Source organism: Pseudomaricurvus alkylphenolicus, assembly GCF_011683955.1.
In the GTDB taxonomy this organism is placed as follows: Bacteria; Pseudomonadota; Gammaproteobacteria; order Pseudomonadales; family Cellvibrionaceae; genus Pseudomaricurvus; species Pseudomaricurvus alkylphenolicus.
On sequence record NZ_JAAQPI010000031.1, the window covers coordinates 1 to 23,290 of the forward strand.

19 protein-coding genes are annotated in these 23,290 nt (G+C 54.2%); 9 read left to right on the plus strand and 10 right to left on the minus strand.

Annotation, left to right across the window (positions count from 1 at the left end; all coding sequences use genetic code 11):
• Window positions 1-166 precede the first annotated feature (166 nt).
• A complete protein-coding gene (locus tag HBA55_RS35415) occupies window positions 167-1,156 on the minus strand; it encodes a helix-turn-helix transcriptional regulator (protein ID WP_167000578.1) in 990 nt (329 codons plus the stop codon).
• 134 nt (window positions 1,157-1,290) lie between these two features.
• Between HBA55_RS35415 and HBA55_RS35420 the strand changes: the two genes are divergently transcribed.
• Genes HBA55_RS35420 through HBA55_RS35430 form a run of 3 tightly spaced genes read left to right on the plus strand, consistent with a single transcriptional unit; the run spans window position 1,291 to window position 5,028 of the window.
• Window positions 1,291-3,141 (plus strand): DUF3604 domain-containing protein, encoded by a 1,851-nt coding sequence (locus HBA55_RS35420; protein ID WP_240946456.1) that lies wholly within the window; start codon window positions 1,291-1,293, stop codon window positions 3,139-3,141.
• A 37-nt stretch (window positions 3,142-3,178) separates the two neighbouring features.
• Window positions 3,179-4,078: a peptidyl-prolyl cis-trans isomerase gene (locus HBA55_RS35425; RefSeq protein WP_167000581.1), complete on the plus strand. Its 900-nt coding sequence runs from the start codon at window positions 3,179-3,181 to the stop codon at window positions 4,076-4,078.
• A 2-nt stretch (window positions 4,079-4,080) separates the two neighbouring features.
• Complete coding sequence (locus tag HBA55_RS35430; protein ID WP_167000584.1) at window positions 4,081-5,028, plus strand: HupE/UreJ family protein; 948 nt, start codon at window positions 4,081-4,083, stop codon at window positions 5,026-5,028.
• Between the two features lie 401 nt (window positions 5,029-5,429).
• On the opposite strand, the gene HBA55_RS35435 is transcribed toward HBA55_RS35430, so the two are convergent.
• The 8 genes from HBA55_RS35435 to HBA55_RS35470 all read right to left on the minus strand — a co-directional run bounded on the left by HBA55_RS35435 (window position 5,430) and on the right by HBA55_RS35470 (window position 12,938).
• Window positions 5,430-6,449 (minus strand): NADP-dependent oxidoreductase, encoded by a 1,020-nt coding sequence (locus HBA55_RS35435; protein WP_167000586.1) that lies wholly within the window; start codon window positions 6,447-6,449, stop codon window positions 5,430-5,432.
• A gap of 24 nt (window positions 6,450-6,473) precedes the next feature.
• On the minus strand, window positions 6,474-7,244 hold the full coding sequence (locus tag HBA55_RS35440; protein ID WP_167000589.1) for an SDR family NAD(P)-dependent oxidoreductase: 771 nt from the start codon (window positions 7,242-7,244) through the stop codon (window positions 6,474-6,476).
• Between the two features lie 37 nt (window positions 7,245-7,281).
• Window positions 7,282-8,055, minus strand: coding sequence for an SDR family NAD(P)-dependent oxidoreductase (locus HBA55_RS35445; RefSeq protein ID WP_167000592.1), 774 nt, complete (start codon window positions 8,053-8,055; stop codon window positions 7,282-7,284).
• A gap of 15 nt (window positions 8,056-8,070) precedes the next feature.
• Window positions 8,071-8,835 (minus strand): SDR family oxidoreductase, encoded by a 765-nt coding sequence (locus HBA55_RS35450; protein WP_167000594.1) that lies wholly within the window; start codon window positions 8,833-8,835, stop codon window positions 8,071-8,073.
• 60 nt (window positions 8,836-8,895) lie between these two features.
• On the minus strand, window positions 8,896-9,870 hold the full coding sequence (locus HBA55_RS35455; protein WP_167000596.1) for an NADPH:quinone oxidoreductase family protein: 975 nt from the start codon (window positions 9,868-9,870) through the stop codon (window positions 8,896-8,898).
• Between the two features lie 15 nt (window positions 9,871-9,885).
• On the minus strand, window positions 9,886-10,923 hold the full coding sequence (locus HBA55_RS35460) for a phosphotransferase family protein (RefSeq protein ID WP_167000598.1): 1,038 nt from the start codon (window positions 10,921-10,923) through the stop codon (window positions 9,886-9,888).
• 88 nt (window positions 10,924-11,011) lie between these two features.
• Window positions 11,012-12,220, minus strand: a complete 1,209-nt coding sequence (locus HBA55_RS35465) for an acyl-CoA dehydrogenase family protein (RefSeq protein ID WP_167000601.1) — start codon at window positions 12,218-12,220, stop codon at window positions 11,012-11,014.
• Window positions 12,221-12,260: 40 nt separating this feature from the next.
• Complete coding sequence (locus HBA55_RS35470) at window positions 12,261-12,938, minus strand: histidine phosphatase family protein (protein ID WP_167000607.1); 678 nt, start codon at window positions 12,936-12,938, stop codon at window positions 12,261-12,263.
• A 131-nt stretch (window positions 12,939-13,069) separates the two neighbouring features.
• Here HBA55_RS35470 and HBA55_RS35475 point away from each other — a divergent pair, with 131 nt between their 5' ends.
• The 6 genes from HBA55_RS35475 (at window position 13,070) to HBA55_RS35500 (ending at window position 20,372) form a co-directional block, all read left to right on the plus strand.
• Window positions 13,070-13,957: a LysR family transcriptional regulator gene (locus HBA55_RS35475; protein ID WP_167000609.1), complete on the plus strand. Its 888-nt coding sequence runs from the start codon at window positions 13,070-13,072 to the stop codon at window positions 13,955-13,957.
• Window positions 13,957-15,459: a PAS domain-containing sensor histidine kinase gene (locus HBA55_RS35480; RefSeq protein WP_167000611.1), complete on the plus strand. Its 1,503-nt coding sequence runs from the start codon at window positions 13,957-13,959 to the stop codon at window positions 15,457-15,459. The genes HBA55_RS35475 and HBA55_RS35480 overlap by 1 nt, the downstream gene beginning before the upstream one ends.
• A gap of 75 nt (window positions 15,460-15,534) precedes the next feature.
• Entirely contained in the window at window positions 15,535-16,155 is a 621-nt protein-coding gene (locus HBA55_RS35485; RefSeq protein ID WP_167000614.1) for a response regulator transcription factor, read from the plus strand.
• A gap of 51 nt (window positions 16,156-16,206) precedes the next feature.
• Window positions 16,207-17,349 carry a patatin-like phospholipase family protein gene (locus tag HBA55_RS35490; protein ID WP_167000616.1) on the plus strand — a complete coding sequence of 381 codons (1,143 nt, stop codon included), beginning with the start codon at window positions 16,207-16,209 and terminating at the stop codon, window positions 17,347-17,349.
• Between the two features lie 2 nt (window positions 17,350-17,351).
• Window positions 17,352-17,774, plus strand: a complete 423-nt coding sequence (locus tag HBA55_RS35495) for a hypothetical protein (RefSeq protein WP_167000618.1) — start codon at window positions 17,352-17,354, stop codon at window positions 17,772-17,774.
• A 180-nt stretch (window positions 17,775-17,954) separates the two neighbouring features.
• Entirely contained in the window at window positions 17,955-20,372 is a 2,418-nt protein-coding gene (locus HBA55_RS35500) for a DUF4214 domain-containing protein (RefSeq protein ID WP_167000620.1), read from the plus strand.
• Window positions 20,373-20,454: 82 nt separating this feature from the next.
• On the opposite strand, the gene HBA55_RS35505 is transcribed toward HBA55_RS35500, so the two are convergent.
• Window positions 20,455-23,253 (minus strand): bifunctional aconitate hydratase 2/2-methylisocitrate dehydratase, encoded by a 2,799-nt coding sequence (locus HBA55_RS35505; protein WP_167000622.1) that lies wholly within the window; start codon window positions 23,251-23,253, stop codon window positions 20,455-20,457.
• Window positions 23,254-23,290: the final 37 nt, after the last annotated feature.

A 23,290-nucleotide genomic window follows, 5' to 3' on the forward strand; every position in this document is an offset into this window, starting at 1 on the left:
TCGGCGGATCGGTGGATTACGAAGCGCAAAGCGCTTCTAATCCACCCTACGTCGTGCGGCCGTTGCGGACATTATCGAACGCCCATGGTGCCCTGAACCAGGATTATGAACTTCCGGTTATGGCACTCAGCGGATTATCAGCCCCGGACAATCTATATCCCCCGTTCTAATCCGATTTGCCCCATCGCTTCTGTGCTCGCCTAAAACTGCTGGCCTCTGAGAAGCCGGTCAGGTGAGCGATTTCCTCGATGCTGCGACCTTGCTGCTGGTAGAGTTCACTCATTTCTCGCCTGGTGTGGTCCAGGATTGCCTGAAAGCTCAGTCCGTATTTCTTCAATCGTCTGGCTAACGTAGCCCGATCCATATGAAGTTGTGCCGCAATGGAGTCTGAGCTGAGTTCCGTAACCGCTTGTTTTTCGTCTTGGGGCAGGGCGGTCAGGATTTTTGCCTTGGTATTGAAGATCACCACTCGTGGATCCAGCTGTCTCAGTTGCTCATCAGCCTGTTGTTTTAACGTGGCATAGAGATGGGGGTCCGGAGTGGCTAGCGGTATTGCCGCCGCTTCGGCACTGTAAATTATGGTATTGCGGGTGGACGAGAACTGTACCGGGCATTTGAAAACCTGCTCGTAGTCATCGGCATAGTCTGGGGCTACATACATCAGTTCCACTGCCTGGGGATAGACTTTGCCGTCGGTAAGTTTCAGTAACCGCTGATGCAGGAAACCCAAGAGGTATTCGACCAACCATCGTTGCTGTGGAGGTGTGGACAGTTCCTGAAACTGGAAGCACAGCTGTTGTCCGTTCCAAAAACAGGCATTCATTTGGGCGATGCTGCTCAGCTGGCTGTATTGGCTGTGCTCCCGCAGCAGTTCTTCGACGTTGTTGCAGTGGTCGCTCATCCAGGTGGAAAAGTGTCTGGGGGCGGTTGGGTGTTGGTGGCGGAAGTTGAGAAAGTAGGTGGGGTCCGCACTGGCAGAGGTGATCCATACGGCCAATCGAAGCAGCACCGAAGCAGGGCGGGCGGCGGAGGGATCCAGTATGGTAGCGCTGTCGAGGCCTAGCTCGCTTTCCAGCTCTTCCATCGACACGCCATTTTGCATGAGATGTTCAGCCAGGGTGGCGGCGACAGGCGTGTTGACGGGGAAATCGATCAAAATTCAAACTCCGGATACAGCAGCGGACATTTGGTGGCATGTTACCGGATCTTTGCGACAAATGGCCATATTGCCACTGGATGGTGCTTGTTAGATTGGTGGGCTATTGTGATAAATCACGCGGGGATATCATCTTGAACGCCAAAAAACTCTCAATTTCGCTGCTGGCCGGTCTGACAGTTCTGAATGGGGGGGCTGTATTCGCCTCTGAAGCTTCCACTCAGTTGCTATGGGGGGATACCCATCTGCATACGAACGTGTCTCCTGATGCCTTTTTATTGGGCAATCGTACCGTGGATCCGGATACGGCTTATCGCTTTGCCAAGGGGCAGCCGGTGGTGAATGGGGGCAATCAGGGGCGTTCACAGCTGCGCGAGCCTCTGGATTTTCTGGTGATCGCGGACCACGCGGAGATGATGGGGGTACCGCTGCGAATTGCGCAACAGGATCCCAGTGTGTTGAATACCCGTTTTGGAGCCAAGGTTTTCGAGATGATGAAGGCCGGCAAGGGACGAGAGGCGTTTCTGGAATTTGTGGGTATCCTCAACCGGGGTGAGAAGCTGGATGAATTGGAAGCCCCTGCCGTTCGTCAGCCGGTGTGGAATAGCCAGACGGAAATCGCGGATCGCCACTACCAACCGGGCAAGTTTACGACGCTGATCGGCTGGGAGTGGTCTTCAATTCCGGATGGTTCCAATCTTCACCGAGTGGTGTTTACGGATGAATCCAGCGATAAGGCCCGTCAATTTATTCCATTTAGCGCCAACGACAGTGACCGACCGGAGGATCTGTGGCAGTGGTTGCAGCAGACTTCTGATCGGGTGGGGATGGATTTCGTGGCCATCCCGCATAATTCCAATATCAGCAACGGCCGTATGTTTGCTTCCCAGGACTCGGATGGCAATCCGTTGACCCGTGAGTATGCCCGCACCCGTATGCGCTGGGAGCCAGTGGTGGAGGCGACTCAGATCAAGGGCGATTCCGAGACCATTGGCGAACTGTCTCCGGATGACGAGTTCGCGGATTTCGAGAGTTATCAGCATTTGATTACGTCGGATATGGGGGGAGAAAATCCGGCTCCTACTGAGGCGGATTATGTTCGAGGTGGGTTAAAGAAGGGACTGGCACTGGAGCACAAGGTGGGCATCAATCCTTTTAAGTTTGGTCTGATTGGTTCTACGGATGCTCATTCCGGGTTGGCGACCGCTGCAGAGGATAACTTCGCCGGCAAATTTGCTTCCGGCAGCATGCCGTCAGCCAATGCTGAGCCAATGTTGGGTGGCCTGAGCGGTTGGGATATGTCCGGTGCCGGTCTGGCTGCTGTTTGGGCACAGGAGAACACCCGTGAGTCTATCCTGCAGGCTTTTAAACGTCGAGAGGTTTATTCCACCACAGGTCCGCGTATTCAATTGCGGTTGTTTGCGGGCTTTGACTTTAAGCAGAGTGATCTGGACTCCAGGCATTTTGCCGAACGGGGATATGCCGTGGGTGTACCCATGGGCGGCGACTTAAGCCGAGCGCCCAAGCACCGTTCTTTGTTTGGCGAGGGCGAGGTCAAGGTGCCACAGTTGATGATCCGTGCGGTCAAAGAACCAACGGGTGCCAATCTCGATCGTGTTCAAGTGGTCAAGGGGTGGTTGGATGCGGAGGGGCGCACTCATGAGCGGGTGTATAATGTCGCCTGGTCTGACAACCGATCGCCGGATAAAGACGGAAAGTTGGCGCCCGTTGGCGATACCGTCAATCCCAGAACCGGTAAAGTAACTAACAGTATTGGGAGTACCGAACTGAGCGTGCTGTGGCAGGACCCGGATTTTGACGTCGACCAGCGTGCTTTCTACTACGTGCGAGTGTTGCAGATTCCAACCGCGAGACATTCCACCCTGGATATGCTGGCGTTGGGAAAAGATCCGAGTGCGCAGGATAAATTCCCTGTCAATATTCAGGAGCGGGCATACAGCTCTCCGGTTTGGTACACTCCCTGACCTCTTAGTTATTAATCAGGGCAATTGAAAGACGTTTATGAGTGATACCTCTGATCAAACCATTCGGATCCCTTGGTACAGGGATCCGTTGAGTCACTTTCTGGTCGCGGGCCTGGCGCTGTTCCTTGGCCTCAGTGCCATCAGCGGTGACGATAGCAGCGAGCGGGATATTGTTGTGGACCGCGAAACCCTGCTGACCTTTGTGCAGTATCGCACCAAGGTTTTTCAGCCAGAGTTGGCGGCGAAGCGCCTCGATGCCATGACTGTGGAGCAAAAGGCTAACCTTGTACGCCAATATGTAGAGGAAGAGGCGCTTTACCGCGAGGCTATTGCCATGGGACTGGAGGGTGACGACTATGTGATCCGCCGTCGTATGGTGCAGAAGCTGGAGTTTATTACTCAGGGGTTTGTAGAGCAGGGCGTTGAAGTTGACGAGGAGTCGCTTGAGGCTTTTTTCCAGCAACAACGCGATGACTATTTTATCGAACCTTCGGTGACCTTCACCCATGTTTTCCTGAGTGCAGAAAAGCACCCAGGCGGCGAGCTGCAGCAGTCCGCAGAGGGGATGCTGAAGCAATTGCATGAGGAGAAGGTGAACTTCTCGGAGTCAATGAGGTTTGGGGACCGTTTCCCCTTCCATGTTAACTATGTGGAGAGAACACCGGAGTTTGTTGCCAGTCATTTTGGGCAGAGTTTTGCTGATGAGGTGTTTGACCTGGCTTTGCCGGAACAGGACGGCAGTCGTTGGGTAGGGCCATTCAGCTCGCAATACGGTTTGCATCTGGTGAATGTCAGTCAGCGATTGCCGGGACGCTATCCTGAATTGGCTGAGGTGGTTGATGTTGTCAAGCAGGATTACCGTCAGGCCCAGATTCGGGAAAAGCAACGCTTGGCCATAGAAGAGATTGTTCAGCGTTACCGTGTGGTTGAGCGTTGAACATGATGAAACTAGTGCGAGTGCTGTGGTTGCTGGTCTTGTTGCCTTTGTCAGTTCAGGCCCATGAAAATCGTCCACTGTACGTGGATATTATTGAACAGGCGGATTTCAACTATCAGGTGCGTATGAAAATACCGCCGACGGTTCCCCGACATAATCAGCCCAGTCTTCTCATGCCGGAGCAGTGCCAACGACTGGCGGCGAGTCAGTATCGGTGTTCCGGCCCCTTGGCTGGAGAGACGCTGCAGATTCGGTACGCACAATATAATCCGTCTGTATCTGCGTTTTTGCGTTTGTCTTTGCTCAATGGGGAGCAGTACTCCAGCTTACTGGCGGCAACGGAAACGGATTGGGTAGTGCCGGAACAGGAGAGCTTTGGTGGTGTGGCCAGGCATTATACCTGGCTGGGCATCGAGCATATTTTGATTGGGCTGGATCATTTGTTGTTTGTGGCCTGTCTGCTATTTATTGCCGGAACTTTTCGTCGGGTTCTGATGACCGCTACGGGATTTACCCTGGCTCATTCGATTACCCTGGTGTTATCGGCACTGGAGATGGTTCGAGTACCGGTAGCGCCAGTAGAGACATTGATCGCCTTCAGTATTTTATTCCTGGCGGTGGAAATTGCCCGTGGGCGTGAAAATACATTGACATTTCGACGACCAATTCTGGTTTCATCGTCATTCGGGTTGTTACATGGATTTGGCTTCGCGGCAGTACTGAGAGATATTGGTTTACCGCAGACTGAGTTGGTTAGTGGTTTGCTGTTTTTTAACCTGGGAGTTGAGATAGGGCAGGTATTGTTTATCCTGGCTTGCGTGGCTGTTATGGCATTGGTTAAGCGGGTGTTGTCTGAACAACGTCTTTATCAGGCTGAGGCTGTAGCTATTTACGCTGTTGGGATACTCTCCAGCTACTGGTTGTTTGATAGAGGTTGGGGAGTATTTTGACTGACTGTGCTGGATGAGTCTGATTGGATCTGAAAGTCACCTGAGTGCCATAACCGGTCTTAGAAATTCGCAGGATTGGTACTCTGACGGCGTTGTTTATGCGTAGGGCGGATTAGGCGCTTGCGCCGTAATCCGCCGGTTCTGCCGGAGATGTTCGTTGGCTTCGGCCCGGTTTTTAACACCCTTGAATGTGCCTGCAACAGGTGATTTGTACACGGCCGCCGCCAATTTAAACCTTCGGCGGATCGGTGGATTACGAAGCGCAAAGCGCTTCTAATCCACCCTACGTCGTGCGGCCGTTGCGGACATTATCGAACGCCCATGGTGCCCTGAACCAGGATTATGAACTTCCGGTTATGGCACGTAGGAGACCTACCGCGGTGCTGCGGTGTAGTACAAAATTAATCAGCAATATGTACTAGCTGCTTACCGAAGTTCTTACCCTTCAACATTCCCTTAAACGCTTCAACGGCTTGCTCAAGACCTTCGGCCACAGTTTCACTGTACTTCAGCTCGCCGGATTTGACCCGCTCAGCCAGCAGCTGGGTAATTTCCTGGTGACGATCCTGCCATTCAGTCACCAAAAAGAAACGATGCTCGGGCGGCTCCGGCAACGCCCCCAAAATATGAAAAGGTGTCTCCACTTCAGCCATATTGGTGGCGTTATAGGCTGACACATAACCACATATCGGCGCTCGTGACCCCGGATTCAACAGCTGGGCAACCGCCTTGGTGACATCGCCGCCAACGTTCTCAAAATAAACATCAATGCCATCAGGACAGGCCTGCTTCAGATTCTCAAGCAAATCGCCTTTCTTGTAATCGATACAGGCATCAAAACCCAGTTCTTCAACCACATAGCGGCATTTCTCTTCACCGCCGGCAATACCGACTGCGCGGCAACCGAGCTGCTTGGCAGTCTGACCAACGACGGTGCCCACCGGGCCGGAGGCCGCGGCGACGACAACCGTTTCACCTTCCTTCGGTTTTCCGACTTCGACCAGACCACAATAACCCGTACGGCCGGGCATACCGGCAACACCCAGGAATGCCTGTAGCGGTACGCCATTGGCGTTAACCTTGTAGATCGTCTGTTCATCCTTGGCGGCTATGTAGTATTCCTGCCAACCGGAATAACAGGTGACGATATCGCCTTTGGCAAATTTGTCATTGCGAGATTCCACGACACGGCCAACGGATTCACCGACAATTACTGCATCAATCTCCACCGGATCCATATAACCCTTGGCATCGTTCAAACGAGGACGCATGTACGGATCCAGGGAAAGCCACAGGATCTGGATTAGCGTTTCGCCCTCCTGAAGTTCCCTTAGGGGGCGCTCCTCCAGGGCCAGATCTCCATCCTGGATTTCACCCTGAGGGCGTTTTTTCAGCACTACGGCTCTGTTTACGGCATTCATTGTTATCGGCTCCGCAATAAAAATTTAGAGGGCAGAAACACCGCCATCAATGGCAATAGTCTGACCATTCATATAGGTATTGCCGGGAGAGCACAGCAGCAACATCACATTGGTGATCTCTTCGGGCTGTCCGAGGCGTTTCATAGGGGAACCCTGAGCAAGGAACTGTGCGAATTGCTCCGGATTGTCGCCGCTCATCTCAGAGTCCGTCACCATTGGGGTAAGCGAGTAGAAAGGGCAGATGGCATTAACGCGAATGTTCTTGCTGCCGTACTCTGCCGCAGCGGTTTTGGTAACACCCACAACAGCATGCTTGGCAGCCGCGTATGCGCCGATTTTGGGAGCGCCACCCAAACCGGCCATTGAACTGACGTTTAGGATCAGACCACCACCGTCCTGTGCCTTCATCGCTTCAATCTGGTGCTTCATACCAAACAGCACGCCTTTCAGATTAACGTCCATCTGCTGGTCGAGCAGTTCTTCGGTAATCTGGTGTACCGGTGTAAAGGCGTGAGAGATACCCGCGTTATTGATGGCAATATCCAGTCGGCCGTAGAGTTCAATTGCGGCTTCCACCATGGCTTTGCAGTGATCCTCGCGGGATACATCGCAGTGCATGGCGGTGGCGTCGTTGTCCAGCGTGCTTGCTACCTGCTGCACGCCGGCTTCATTGATGTCGCCGATCACCAGTTTGGCGCCACGTTTTGAGAATTCTGTGGCCAGCAGCTGTCCAAAGCCGCTGGCGGCGCCAGTGATGAGTATGACTTTTCCGGTAAAATCGAGTAAGGGATCCATTATGGTTTCTCCTGTTTTTCAGTCTGGTCGCGCCGGTTCACAGAGCGCTCATGCCGCCATCAACCATCAGTTCGTGGCCAGTCATAAAAGAATTAGTCTTGTCGCAAGCGAACAATATGGCGGTGACCACTTCCGCAGGTTCGGCGATGCGCTTAAGCGCGGCACTTTTGCCCAGTTGTTTTTCCATCGCCTCGCGCTGACCGGGGGGCACCAACTCCAGACTTTGATCAAGCATAGGAGTACGGGTAATAAACGGGCATACCGCGTTGACACGAATCTTACACTTACCGTATTCGTGAGCGGCACTTTTTGTGAGCCCCAGCACGGCGTGCTTACTGGCCGCGTAGACCGACATGTTGGGCGCGGCACCTACACCGGCAACGGATGAAATATTACAGATTGCACCACCGCCCTGGGCTTGCATCAAGGGAATCTGCGCTTTCATGCACAGAAACACGCCCTTTACATTGATGTCCATGGTGCGGTTGTAGTCATCCAACGGGATATCTGCCAGCAGATTGTGGGCGGGGTCGATACCGGCATTGTTGACTGCGGCATCCAGACGCCCATAGTGCTCATAGGCGCCGTTGACAAAGTTATTCACCTGGGTTTCGTCGGTAACGTCACAAACGCGGGAGAAAACCTCAATACCTGCGTCGCGAAGTTCAGCACAGGTGGCCTCCAGAGCGTCAGCGTTAATATCGCTTAACGCCAGCTTTGCACCATTTTGTCCAAACTGCAACGCGGCTTCACGCCCCAGACCGCCACTGGCGCCGGTAATCAATACAACCTGGTCCTGATATTGGGACATAAACATTGGCTCCCGTTAAATGGTCATGCCGCCGTCGACAACGATGCACTCACCATTGGTAAAGCTGCCGGCTTCCGACACCAGATACAGAACCGTGCCCGCCATTTCCCTGGGCTCGGCGTGACGCCCCATGGGAATGGTTTGCACCGCGTGCTTGTAGATATCGTCATTGGTAAACAGTGCACCGGCAAACTTGGTTTTGGTCAGCCCGGGAAGCAGGGCGTTACAGCGAATCCCAAACTGGGCACATTCCTTGGCAAAGGTCTTGGTCATGTTCACAACCGCGGCTTTGGTAATGGAGTAGATACCCTGGCCGGGCCCCGGTTGCAGCGCATTGACCGAGGCGGTATTCACGATGGCACCACCGCCATTCTCGCGCATCAACTTACCGCCCTCGATGGACATAAAGAAATAACCGCGTACATTCACTTCAACGGTTTTGTTGTAGGCGCCCAGATCTGTATCGAGAACATGGCCGAAGTAGGGGTTGGTGGCGGCGTTATTCACGAGGATATCGAGGCGATTGTGAGTACCGCGTATATGGTCGAAAATTGCAGTGATATCGTCCATATTGCCGATGTTACAGGCGAAGGATTCCGCACTGCCACCGGCTTCATTGATTTCGTCACTAACACGCGAGCAGTCTTCGATTTTGCGGCTGGACACAATCACGTGTGCGCCTTGCTCGGCCAGCAGTTTTGCAATTTCTTCGCCGATACCGCGACTGGCACCGGTGACCAGGGCAATTTTGCCATTGAGATTAAACAGATCAGTTGTCATAGCGTTTGTCCTGTAATTGAATTTGTATTCTTATCCGGGATAAATCTCTGAATCGCGTATTCAGGGCTTGAGAATAACCTTGCCCTTAACCTGGCGATTCATCACCTTGTTGAGTGCATCGGCGGTTTTCTCCAGCGGGAAGACTTCGTCGACCACTACCTTAACCTTGCCTTGCAGATACCAGCCCAGCAGTTCTTTCATGTTGTCCATAAACACGGCGGGTTCGTGCATGGTAAAACTGCCCCAAAACACACCGACCACTGAGTAACCTTTAACCAGAGAAAGATTGACCGGGAACTTGGGGATGGTGCCGGAGGCAAAGCCGATCACCAGCAGGCGGCCATTCCAGGCCATGGCGCGGGAGCAGGCGTCGAAGGTGTCGCCGCCCACCACGTCGTAGACCACATCCACACCCTTGCCATCGTTCAGCTTTTTCAGTTCGGCTTTCAGATCTGTCTCGCTGTAGTTGATCAGGATGTCAGCACCGTTTTCCTTGGCGATATCCAGTTTCTCCTGGGTGGAACAAACCGCCACCACGGTAGCGCCCATAGCTTTACCAATCTGCACCGCTGCCAGTCCGGTTCCGCCGGCGGCACCGGTCACCACCAGGGTTTCACCCGCTTGCAAATTGGCGCGTTGCTTAAGGGCATGGTGAGCGGTGGCGTGCGCGGTAATCAGTCCAGCGGCTTCGTCGTCGGGAATACCGTCGGGAACCGGCATGGCCATATGGCCGTTAAGGGCGATTTTTTGCGCATAACCATTGAGCATGTCCAGGCCTATCACACGTTGACCGGGTTTCAGATGCTTAACGCCTTCGCCCACTTCACTGACGACACCACAGACTTCAGTGCCGGGCGTAAACGGGAAGGGGGGCTTCATCTGGTACAGACCCTGCACCAATAATCCGTCGGGGTAGTTAACGCCGACGGCACTGATGTCTACCAGAACTTTGCCAGGCTCGGCAACGGGATCAGGCACGTCTTTGTATTGCAGTTTTTCGACGGGGGCGAATTCTTCACAGACTATGGCTTTCATGGCGTGATTCCCTGATTATTGTTCGTCGATGATGGCGAGGGCCAGTTGTGCCAGTGGCCGAACCATGGCGCCAACCTTGCCGGCGGCTTTGTTGGAGGCATTGCCATCGGCAGCGCGCTTGGCCACACCCTGAGCGATGGCGCCAAGGCGGAAAAAACTGAAACAAAGATAGAACGACCAGTTGTCGATTTTCTCGATACCCATGCGCTCACAGTACTTGGCCACGTATTGCGCTTCGGTGGGAATACCCAGCGGGGTGGGATCGACACCCAGCAGGCCGGACATGGTGTTTTTGGCATCGCTGGCGGGAAGGCGCAGCTGCATACACTGATAGGCCAGATCGGCGTAGGGGTGGCCGAGAGTCGACAGCTCCCAGTCCAGCACAGCGATAATCTTGTCGTTGCCCTTGTCGAACATGACGTTGTCGAGGCGATAGTCACCGTGTGACAGGGACACCTTGCCATCGTCTTCAGGCAGATGCTCTTCAAGCCAGTGAATCAGCTGATCCATCTCGGCAATGGGCTGCAACTCCGAGGCGCGGTACTGTGATGTCCAGCGGCCCAACTGGCGCTCGAAATAATTGCCGGGTTTACCGTAATCGGACAAGCCAACGGCCTCGATATCAACGCTGTGCAGTGCGGCGAGTACGCGGTTCATTTCGTCGTACATACGGGCGCGCTGTTCATTGCTGTCGATCTCGGGCAGGGCGGCGCCCCAGAAGATATTGCCGTCGCAGAACTCCATCAAATAAAACATGGAACCGATTACATCTCTGTCTTCGCACAGGTGGTAGACCTTGGCTACTGGCACGTCGGTATCTTTCAGCGCGTCCAGAACGCGGAATTCACGATCTACCGCGTGGGCACTTTTCAGCAGTTTGCCCGGAGGCTGGCGACGCAGCACATAGGTGCCGGAGGCGGCGTCGATCTTAAAGGTGGGATTCGACTGACCGCCGGCGAATTTGGTGGCGGTCAGGGGGCCTTTAAAGCCCTCGACCTGCTGTTCCAGATAATTGGCCAGCTTGATTTCATCGAGCGTATCGACCTGGGACATATCCATCTCTCTAGTAGTGTTTTTAAACGCACGGCGGTCGAACAACCGCGAGGTTGCCCGACCGCTGTGATTTAGCCGGAGGCTTGAATCATTCGTAAGTGTTCGCCAGATTTCGGCCCAGTTGCATCATGTGTACCTGGTCGGGACCATCCGCCAGACGCAGGGTGCGCTGACCGGCGTACATGTGTGCCAGGAAGGTGTCCTGGCTGACACCGGCAGCACCGTAGATCTGGATGGCGCGATCGATCACGTCCAGGGCCATGTTTGGTGCAACAATCTTGATCATGGCAATCAGATCCTTGGCGTCCTTGTTGCCGGCGGTATCCATCTTTTGAGCGGCTTTCAGGCACAGCAAGCGGGCCTGCTCAATCTGGCAGGCGGACTTGGCGATGTCTTCACGCACGGATTGGTTCTTGATCATGGGCTTGCCGAACACAACGCGGCTGTTGGCGCGTTTGCACATCATTTCCAGGGCGCGCTGGGCGGCACCTACAGAACGCATGCAGTGGTGAATACGACCCGGACCAAGGCGGCCCTGAGCAATTTCAAAACCACGACCTTCGCCCAGAATCAGGTTCTTGGCGGGAACACGCACGTTATCGAATACAACCTCGGCGTGACCTTCCGGCGCGTCGTCGTAACCAAAGACCTGCATGGGGCGAACAATTTTTACGCCAGGGGTCTTGGTGGGCACCAGGATCTGAGACTGCTGGACATAGCGGTTGGGATTCTCGGGATCGGTCTTGCCCATGACGATCATGATTTCGCAAGAGGCACGGCAGGCACCACTGATGTAAAACTTGCGGCCGTTGATCACGTAGTCGTCGCCATCGCGAACGATAGAGGTTTCGATATTGGTGGCGTCACTGGAGGCTACATCGGGTTCGGTCATGGCAAAGGCAGAGCGGATCTCACCGGCCAGCAGTGGTTCAAGCCATTGCTGCTTTTGCTCTTCGTTGCCGTATTTTGCCAGAACTTCCATATTACCTGTGTCGGGAGCTGCGCAGTTAAACACCTCGGGACCCCAGCCCACTTTGCCCATCTCTTCCGCCAGTGGGGCGTATTCCAGGTTGGTCAGGCCTCCGCTGTATTCTCCGTAGGCCAGGGGTAAAAAGAAGTTCCACAGGCCTTGCTCTTTGGCTTTGGCTTTGAGCTCTTCCAGAATCGGGGGTGTGTTCCAGCGATCAGCGGAGACCTGTTCGTGGAACAGTGCCTCGTTGGGGTAGACGTGTTCGTCCATAAAGGCTCTTACTTGCTCGATCAGGCCTTTGACTTTGTCGCTGTATTCAAAATCCATGGTGTTGTCCTCAGTCGTATCCAAATCAGTTTAGTCGCAATCAGGAAAAGGTAATGTGTTGCAGCCGCTCTGGATGATCCAGATGAGGCACGCTGTTAAATCCGCTCAGCCGCAGGCTACGCTGGTTAAAAAAGCAGTGGGAGACGCCGGTGTTGCGGGTCTGCAGGTTAAGCTCGATAACGGTTTCGCTGGGCGCCTGCAGGATCTGGCGCAGAGCCATGGAAATAGCGCCGCCGGAGCTGACCGCCAGTACACGTTGGCCCTGGAGACGATCCTGTACACTCTTGAGCACCTCGGCCACACGCTCTTCAAACTGGGTCCAGGTCTCTGGGAGATCGCCTTCAAGTTCACCGTGAGACCAGAGTTGCATGCTCTTTTTCAGAAGCTTATAAAAGGCAGACGGGGGGGCATCCTTGGCCAGGGCCTGCTGCGGGAACTGTTCCATATACACCCGCAACAGAGCATGAAAATCGAATTCATTCAGGCCGGAAAAGACCTGATACTGCGGTTGCTGCAACTGCATGCCCTTGGCGATACCTTCGGCGGTTTCCCGGTGTCTGACAAGATCACCCATCAGAATGCTGTCAAAGCTCAGGTTGCGGTCACGAAAATAGTCGCCTAGCCATTGCGCCTGCTGGTGACCAAGAGGGGAGAGCTTGTCATAGTTGTCTGAACCAAACGATGCTTGCCCATGTCTGACCAGATAAAGCTCAGCCATATTTTGTTGCCCCTGGTAAAGGTTTACCCTTGTTTTTGAAGTCGTAACAGCTTAAATTCTTACCCACTATTTTCGAAGTTTATTATGTGAATTTTACATTATTCACAATAGTGATATTGCCGGGGTTTACCATGCGTTTAAGTCAGATAGATCTCAACCTGTTCCTGGTGTTTGATGCGGTCTACCAGCAGCGCAATCTGACCCGGGCCGCGGAGGTGCTCTGTATTACTCAGCCGGCAGTGAGCAACGCCTTGGCGCGGCTGCGTTCCACCCTGGACGATCCGCTGTTTGTGCGCACCTCCCAGGGAATGATGCCGACGCCGCTGGCGGAAAATATTGTCGGGCGGGTGCAGGAGGCCTTGCAGCTGTTGAGTACCAGTGTGACGGAAGGGGAGGTCTTCGATCCCACCAATACGGAGAAGGTATTCCGGCTGAGCATGAATGACATGATGGAGTCCATGCTGCTGCCCAAGCTGTTGGCGCGCTTACAAGAGGAAGCCCCGCAGTTGGGGCTGGAGTGTTATCTCGTCAAACGCAATGACATCGAGCGAGAGCTGGCTGCCGGTACTCTGGATTTTGCCCTTGATATTCCGGTGGTGGCCAGCCCCCAGGTCTGTGCGGAGCCTATGGCTTCCAATCAGCGCTACGCCTGCGTGGTTCGCAAGGATCATCCGTTTATCGGCGATACACTGACGCTGGACGATTATTTGTCTCTGGATCACCTGCAGGTGTCGTCTCGCCGCAAGGGCGGTAGCTATGAAGATGTGGCTCTTAACCGGCTTGGACGCCAGCGCCATATTCGCATGCGGGTACAGCATTATCGGGTGGCGCCATTACTGATCGCGGTCAGCGATATGGCATTGACTATTCCCATGGAGTTGGCGCTGACGCTGGATCTCAAGGTGTTGGAGCTGCCGTTCTCCACCGCGCCATTGGGTACCAATCTTTATTGGCACAAGAGCGCTGATCACGACAAAGCCAATCAATGGATGCGGGAATTGATCCGGGAGATTTACTGATGGCTGAGGATCACCCGCAAGGTCTGGCGGCCGGGGTTTCCTCCACGGAGCGATACCGGCATCTGGTGGAGCACTCGGGGGATGCAATCTCTACCCATCGACCGGGGGATTGGGCCTATACCTCGATCAATCCGGCGTTGGAGAGCATGTCCGGCTACAGCGCCGCAGAGCTGCTGGGGCGGCCGGCGTATGAGTTGTTTCATCCCGACGATGCCGAAGCGATGAAAAATAAGACCATTCCCGCCATCTACAAACACGGGGTGCGTACCTTCCGGTATCGCAGCCGCGACAAGAACAATGTTTATGGCTGGATGGAGTCAACCCATCGCTCCATTCGCGACAGGGATGGCCAGTTACTGGAAATCATTGCCGTTACCCGGGACATCACTGAACAGGTGAAAGCCGAGGAGGCCACCAAACGCCTGGCCAGTGTGGTGGAAGCCTCCTTTGCCATGATTCTGTTCTGTAACCGGGATCACCAGGTCACTTATATGAACCAGGCATTGACCCATCAACTTGATTTGCGAGACCTGCCTTCACATCCTCACCTGAAACAGCTGCTCGGGGCGGAAACTTATGAACGTATCGCGGATGAGGCCTTTAATGCTGCCAGTCAACAGGGCAACTGGACCGGCACATCCATGGTGGTGGCCGAACGTGCTCCCGGGCGCCACTGGCGGCTGGAAGAGGTGATTGCCCATCCCCGCCCGGGACAGGAGGGGGATTCCTACTCTTTGATCATGCGGGATGTCACTGAGCAGCGGCAGATCGAAGAGTCCCTGCGCGATCATCAGGCAGAGTTGATACATGTATCGAGACTTATGACAGTAGGAGAAATGGCCAGTGGACTGGCTCACGAAATCAACCAGCCACTGGCCACCAGTCTCAACTACGCCAGGGGGGCAATCCGTCAAATTGAGCAGGGACGGGAGTCTGCCTCGGAGCGCATTCAGGACATCTTTCGTACCATCATCAAGCAGACCCAGCATGCGGCCGACATTATCAAGCGGGTTCGCAGTCTGATCCGGAAAACCCCTTACCAGCGGCGACAATTTGACCTCAAAGAGGTGTGTGAAGAGGTGACCGAGCTTTTGGGACACGAACTCTGGCAGGCGAGTGCCACGCTGCAAATCGATGCTGAATCCGAGTCCCATCCGGTGGTGGGGGATCGAATACAGATTGAGCAGGTGGTGCTCAATATCGTCCGTAATAGTGTGGAGGCGCTGAAAGAGCGGCAGCGGGACGATCGTTGTGTGCATATCGAGTTGAGTGGCGATAAGCGCGAACAGCGGGTATGTATTTGGGACCAGGCCGGTGGCATCGACCAAGGTGTTCGCGATTCGCTGTTTGAACCCTATGTCACCTCCAAGGAAAGTGGTTTGGGCATGGGGCTGTCGATTGCACGCAGTATTGCGGAGGCTCATGGTGGCCGCATCGAGGTGGACACCGACGGCGAGCAATGGTCTACCTTTACCGTGGTATTGCCGCGAGCTGCGATTTGATTGCTGTTGCCAATATCGGGACAATAGCGCCTTGAGCCAACAAGAAAAGCGGCAAGGGGTGCAGGAGTGACAGAAATGAACGTCAATAGCGTCTTTGTGGTCGATGATGATCAGGATTTCCGCGAATCACTACAGTGGTTGCTGGAGGGTGCGGGTTACGACGTTATCATCTATGAGAGTGCAGAGGCCTTTCTTGAGCACTATCAGCAGCAGCCCGGTTGTCTGTTGCTGGATGTACGTATGTCCGGAATGAGCGGGCTGGCACTGCAACAGGAGCTGAAGCGGCGGGAATATGTGTTGCCAGTGATCATGATCACGGGGCATGGCGATGTGCCCATGGCGGTGCAGGCCATGAAGAACGATGCCGTGGATTTTATCGAGAAACCCTTTGAGGATACCCAGTTGCTGGAGGTGATCGATAAAACCCTGGCGGGCACCCAACAGCGTTTCGCTGAGCAAAATCAACAGCAGGAGGTGCTGGCCCGCTGGAACAGCCTCAGCCGCCGGGAAACCGATGTGGCCAGACTGGTGGTGTCGGGTTCAGCCAATCGGGAAATCGCCGATACCCTGGGTATCAGCATCAAGACGGTGGAAATTCATCGCAGCCGGGTGATGACCAAGATGGAGGCGCGCCGCCTGGCAGAGTTGGTGGATCAAGTGGCACCCATCAAACATTTGATCGACCTTGACCAGTAGCGGCCGCTCATTCAGTTTGCGGAGAACTATGGCTAAACGGAGAATTGGCTGATGGCGACCAACGCACTTATCCTGTCTGGCGGTGGCGCACGTGCTGCTTATCAGGTCGGCGTTCTTTCTGCGATCAATGAGTTGCTCCCGAGTTCGACTCATAACCCTTTTCCCATTATCTGCGGCACCTCCGCTGGTGCCATCAATGCCATAGCATTGGCCACTCACACCGGTCATTATTACGAAGCGGTGGCGGATCTTAACGATATCTGGACTCAGCTTTCAACCGAACGGGTGTTTAGAACCAGTTGGGGTGACTTGATTAGTGGCGGCGCGCGGTTATTAATGTCTTTGTTGCGTGAAGGTATTGGCAAGCACAAGTCAATTGCGTTGCTGGATAACGCGCCTTTGCGGGAATTTTTAGCGGAGCATATCGATTTCAGTCAGCTGCAAGTGGGACTGAATAATCGCGATCTGAAAGCGGTGGCGATTACGGCAATGAACTATGGCACCGGTGAGTCGGTGAGTTTTTATCAGGGCAACGAGGAATTAAAGGATTGGCGCCGTTACCGCCGTATTGGTATTGCCACTCAGTTGACTCTGGATCATTTGATGGCGTCGGCGGCGATTCCGGGAATTTTCCCGGCAGTAAAAGTGAATCGGGATTATTTCGCCGATGGTGCCCTGCGCCAAATGGCGCCCATCAGCCCTGCTTTACATATGGGGGCGGATCGGATTTTTGTGATTGGTGTGTCCGGCAACCGTAATCCGGTGCATTGGGCGAAGCGGGCGATGCCACCCAAGCATTCTCCCTCTATTGCGCAGGTGTTTGGGCATTTGTTTAACAGTGCCTTTATTGACTCACTGGAAGGGGATATCGAACACCTGGAGCGTGTTAACGAGCTGCTGGAGTTGATTCCGGAAGAGACGCTGGAGGAGAATAACGTGCGGCTGCGTTCGGTGGAAACGATGGTTATTTCGCCCAGTAAGGAGTTGGATAAAATAGCGGGGCGCAAGATTCGTTACATGCCGAAGAGTGTGCGGGTTTTCTTGCGCTCTGCCGGCGGTACCACTAAGGGGGGTGGTGCAGCGACGTCGAGTTATCTGTTGTTTGAAAAGCCGTTTATTGATGAGTTGATTGAATTGGGGTATCAGGACACGATGTGGGAGAAAGATCGCATTCAGGCGTTCTTTGAGGTGTGAGAATGTCCCGTAATTGGATACTTGTATTGGCAGCGGTGGTATTGATGGTGGTGAGCAGTGCAGCCACTCTTGTTGTATTTGAGTTCAGCGGGCATCAATCTGGCGATTCCTACGGTGCGGCGGTGCCGCGTCGGTTTGATGTATTCGAGGGCTATAATCAATGTCAGATTGCCGTTGAGGAGGCGATTCCGGGTCGGGTTCTGAGTGTCGAGGGTGACGACCGGGCGGCGAAGTATCAGCGCATTACGAATATGAATGTGTTGTTCTTTACGGTGGATTACTCGGAGTCCGGTTCGGGGTTTGCCGGCGAGATGCAGCGGATTTATGCATTGTGTGAGGTGTCGGCGGAAACCAACCGGATTATGGCGGTGAAGTTGCGCCCCTCGGATGAGAAGGAATTTACTGAGGTTCGACGTCGGGAATAACGCTAATCCGCCCCAGTACCTTGTAGTCAGCTGCCATCACCAGCCCCTTGCACCCGCCGTTGATCCTCTTCCTTTTGGGCTGTTACAAGCTGATACATTTCGCTACCGAACAAATACATAAAGCGTTGCATACCTTCCTTAAACTGGTGGAATTTCCATTGAACTATCAAGGATTGAGCTATGACTTTGCAGGCACCTGACACCACCGAGAGGACCCTGGAACAACAGCTTCAGGAGCTGTATATCGGATTACTGGCCAGGGGAGCCGCCCAAGAGGGGCTGCAGTATTGGGCGGCGGAGATCAACAGCGGTGCTATCACGCTGGAACAGGTTCGTGCCAACTTCGTTAATGAACAGGAGGAATACCGGCAGGGACTCGGCCAGATGGATCGAAGTGAGTTGGTAACCGCGCTCTATTGGAATCTGTTTTCGCGTCAGCCTGAGGCGGAGGGGCTGGAATACTGGGTCAGTGGCGGCGGAGGTACAGTGAACGCCGATCAGCTGGTGCTGGCTTTGATCAACGGGGCATCCGATGTCGACAGAATTACTCTCAATGGCAAAGTGCAAGCGGCTTCCGCCCATACTCTCGCAGTGGGGCAGGACTATGATGCTGCCGGTGCCAGGCTGGTGATTGCGGATTTTGTTCCTGCGCCTGTGAGACTGGAACTGGAAACGGACAATGAAGATGGCGTACCAACCCTGACCGAAAATGAGCAAGGGGTGATTTTGGGGACGTTGATTGCCAAGGGCCGTAACGATGGCACCTTGCCCCAGGATTTCGACGTTGAGGATGATCGCTTTGAAATCTCGGACGGTGTTTTAAAACTCAAGGAGGGTGCGTTTGTCGACTTTGAATGGGATGCTCATTTAGAGATTATTGTCACCTCAAGCAACGCAGCCGGGGTGGTGACCCACCACGCTATCGCCATTGCAGTGGAAGATGTAACCGACAGTTTTGATCTCAACGGCAATGGACTTGTCGATGTGGATGGCCCCTTGTCTGCGGTGATAGTTCAAGGGCCCGGCGGGGACATTATTTCGGTGGGTGATGTGGATGGCGACGGCATAGAAGATCATGTTTACTATTCATCAGGGGAGGACAGCGATAAATCTGATGTTCCCCGCCTGCTGTTGGGTGGCGATCTCAAAGCGGTTGCTGAGTCCTGGCCTCCTCAGTTTTTTCTGGAGCAACATCCGGGCACAGCGCTGGTTATTGAAGCATCTCAGACATCAACTCCCTCAGTTACCGGTATTGGAGATGTAAATGGTGATGGCTACGATGACCTGGCCGTAACCCTGACCCCGGGTGAGACGCGGGTGGTTTTCGGCGGCGATCAGGCCTGGGGCGAGCGATTCAGTTTGGATGATCTTGGAGAGAATGGGGCCACTATTGTGTCTGCCCACGAAGCCGCGATTGCCGAAGCCCGGTTATTTTCCATGTACCACGTCAGCGCTGCGGGTGATCTTGATGGCGATGGCAGGGATGACATTCTTTTAAACGACCGCGGTTCCAGTATCGTTGTGTTTGGAAGTGAGATATCAGCGGGCGCAACTGTCAATCTGTCTAACGATGTTATCAACCAGCCAGAGCTTACCCTGGGCAGTCAGTTGTCCGGGCAGGCAGTAGCGGTGGGGGATCTCAATGGCGATGGTTTCGACGATCTGTTGGCTTATGATTACAACGCGGAAGGCCAAGTCGCTATCAAGCTGGTAAAGGGCAGTAGCGACGGTTGGGATACCCGTATCGATCTGTACGATGAAGAAAATGCCAACATTGTGGATCTGCTGCTGGATCCACATAATGCGCAGCTCAATGACTCAGATCTTCCCCAAGTGGCCTCGCTCGGAGACGTCAACGGCGACGGCTTGGATGATGTGATGTTTATGGCGGGTCGAGAGCAGGAGGCGTTCTTGGTATTCGGTCAGCAGGACGGTTTTACTTCGGCGCTTGACCTGACTGCCCTCGACGGCAGCAACGGCGTTAACTTTTCCCTGAGTTTCTCTGACGCACCTCAAGCGGACTGGGGCGTGGTGTCAGCGGGCGATGTTAACAACGATGGCCTGCAGGACTTTGCGTTGGTGGCACAAACCACCTCCAGCGTTATTCAGACCTTGGCCACCAATGAGCTGCTGCCGCAAGTCCACGGTTTGACTTATCTGATATACGGCAAGGAGCATTGGGACGGTGAAGTGGATCTGGACGAAGTTAGTGAAGATGATGGCTTCGTCATCAGCGGTTACGGCGACGCCGATATAACGGCGTTAGGTGACTTCTTTGGTGACGGTATCGACGATCTGTATGTCGGCTCCATCTACCAAGGGGGTTATATCCTCGAAGGTAAGAGCGATGTTGCAGTCGCATCGTCGCTGTTTGCAGCGGATGAGCAGGCACCCAAGCCGGAGCTCCAGGAAGTGGACCCCGAGGATATCCTTATCCTGCTTCCCGATCCTGATGACAGCATCATGCTGGAACCCTTGCCGATAGATTTTCCGGTCGAAGAACCGGTTTGGGGCGAGCCGCCAGTTTGGGGGGAACCTAAGCCTGACGTGTTTGAACTCGAATTGGTGGGCATCAGCACTTCGGAGCTGATTGCCTGAAAAACTGCAAACAAAGACCTGCAACAAAAAAGCCCCGCAACCTCTTGGTTGCGGGGCTTTTTGATTCAGACCAGCGTCTTTATCAGCCTACGATTTTCACAGGCTCAGCTTCAACACTCAGGTCTTCCGATGGAGGAGCGAAGTCAGTCAGGTTGATACCGTCTACGGCCTGCTTGTATTCCTCAAGTGTGGGAATACGACCCAGGATGGTGGCCAGAACAACCATCGGGGTAGAAGCCAGCAGAGATTCGCCTTTCTTCTCATCGCTGTCGGCTACCACACGGCCCTGGAACAGACGCGTAGAGGTGGCCAGTACAGTGTCGCCCGGTGCGGCTTTTTCCTGGTTACCCATACACAGGTTACATCCAGGACGCTCCAGGTACAGGATATTTTCGTACTCGGTACGAGCAGCACCCTTTGGTGCATTGTCGTCGAATTCGAAACCAGCGTACTTCTGTAGCAGTTCCCAATCGCCTTCGGCTTTGAGCTCGTCAACGATATTGTAAGTGGGCGGCGCCACAACCAGCGGTGCATTAAAGCTGATGTCGCCTTGTTTTTCCAGGTTGCGCAGCATCTGAGCAATGATCTGCATATCACCTTTGTGAACCATGCAGGAACCCACAAAACCCAGGTCTACCTTCTTGGTGCCACCGTAGTAAGAGGTAGGACGGATGGTATCGTGGGTATAACGCTTGGAGACGTCATCGTTGTTAACGTCCGGGTCTGCGATCATCGGCTCGTCGATCTGGTCCAGGTCAACCACCAGCTCGGCGTAGTATTTGGCGTTGTTGTCCGGAGCCAGCGCAGGGTTTTCGCCGGACTTGACTTCAGCAATACGCTTGTCGGCCAGATCGATCAGGCCTTGCAGCATATTGGCGCTGTTGTCCATGCCCTTTTCGATCATGATCTGGATGCGGCTCTTGGCCAGTTCCAGAGACTTGATCAGGGTATCGTCGTCAGAGATACAGATAGAGGCTTTGGCCTTCATTTCTGCCGTCCAGTCGGTGAAGGTGAAGGCCTGGTCAGCCATCAGAGTACCGATTTGAACTTCAATGATGCGTCCCTGGAACACGTTCTCGCCGCCGAACTTCTTCAGCATTTGAGCTTGTGTGGCGTGTACCACGTCACGGAAGTCCATGTGTGGCTTCATGTGGCCTTTGAAGGTGACCTTCACAGACTCAGGGATGGGCATGGCCGCTTCACCGGTGGCCAGTGCCAGGGCGACGGTACCGGAGTCAGCGCCAAAGGCGACGCCTTTGGACATACGGGTGTGAGAGTCTCCGCCGATAATAATAGCGCGGTCATCGATAGTGATGTCATTCAGCACCTTGTGAATAACGTCAGTCATGGCGTGATAAACACCCTTTGGATCACGGGCGGTGATCAGACCGAAGTTGTTCATGAAGGACATCAGCTTGGGAATATTGGCTTTTGCCTTGCTGTCCCAAACAGAAGCGGTGTGACAACCGGACTGGTAGGCACCATCCACGATCGGAGAGATCACGGAAGCGGCCATGGCTTCCAGCTCCTGAGAGGTCATTGGCCCCGTGGTGTCCTGAGAACCGACAATGTTCACTTTAACGCGAACATTAGAGCCTGAGTGCAGAGGCGTTTTTGAGGTGACGCCAACGGCGTTACGGTTGAAGATTTTCTCAACCGCAGTGAGGCCCTGGCCTTCGTGAGAAATTTCTTTGGAAGGCGCGTACACCTGAGGGGCTTCGATACCCAGGGCTTCAGCCGCGAGAGTTTGCAGCTTTTTACCGAATACGACCGCGTAGGAGCCGCCGGCCTTCATAAATTCAACCTTCTGAGGCGTGAAGGCGTCAGATACGTCTACCAGCTCTTTATCGCCGTTGTACAGCTTCTTGGCTTTGGTATCGATGGTCAGCACGGTGCCAGTGGCCACGGAGTAGGCCTCTTCCAGTACCGGATCGCCGTTCTCGTCAACAACGGTGTTGCCGTCAGCGTCCACTTTCTTGACCCAGTTCTTCAGATCCAGACCGATTCCGCCGGTTACACCAACGGTGGTCAGGAAGATGGGAGCGATACCGTTGGTACCCGCAACCACTGGTGCGATGTTTACGAAGGGTACGTAGGGGCTGGCTTGCTTACCGGCCCACAGAGCAACGTTGTTGACGCCGGACATGCGGGAGGAACCCACACCCATGGTGCCTTTCTCAGCAATCAGCATCACTTTGGCGTTGGGGCGCTGCTTCTGCATCTCAACAATTTCTTGCTGGGCTTCAGGGGTGATCATGCACTGGCCGTGCAATTCACGGTCGGCACGGGAGTGAGCCTGGTTGCCGGGGGACAGCAGGTCGGTAGAGATATCACCTTCGCCGGCGATATAGGTAACCACTTCAATCTTTTCTTCGATGTCTGGCAGCTTGGTGAAGAACTCGGCCTTGGCGTAGCTTTCCAGAATCTCCTTGGCGATGGCGCTGCCTGCGTCGAGAGCGGCTTTCAGGCGGTCAGTATCAGCGTCGTACAGGAATACCTGAGTCTTCAAAACCTCAGCGGCTTGCTTGGCAACGGCTTCGTCGTCACCCAAGGCCAGATCCAACAGCACTTCGATGGAAGGGCCGCCTTTCATGTGAGAGAGCAGTTCGAAAGCGAATTCCGGGGTAATCTCGGCAACGGTAGCTTCGCCCAGGATGATTTCTTTCAGGAATTGAGCTTTTACGCCGGCAGCAGGAGTGGTGCCTGGCAGGGTATTGTAGATGAAGAACTTCAGGGAGTCTTCGCGGTGCTCATTACCGGTGTCCTTGATTTGGGCAATAATCTCTGACAGCAGCTCGGCGCTGTCAATAGGCTTTGGATGCAATCCTAAATCCTTTTTACGGGTTTCGATTTCATCCATGTATGCTGAATATAAGCTCATTCAAACCTCTCACGGCAGGCAATTGTTGTTGGTTACT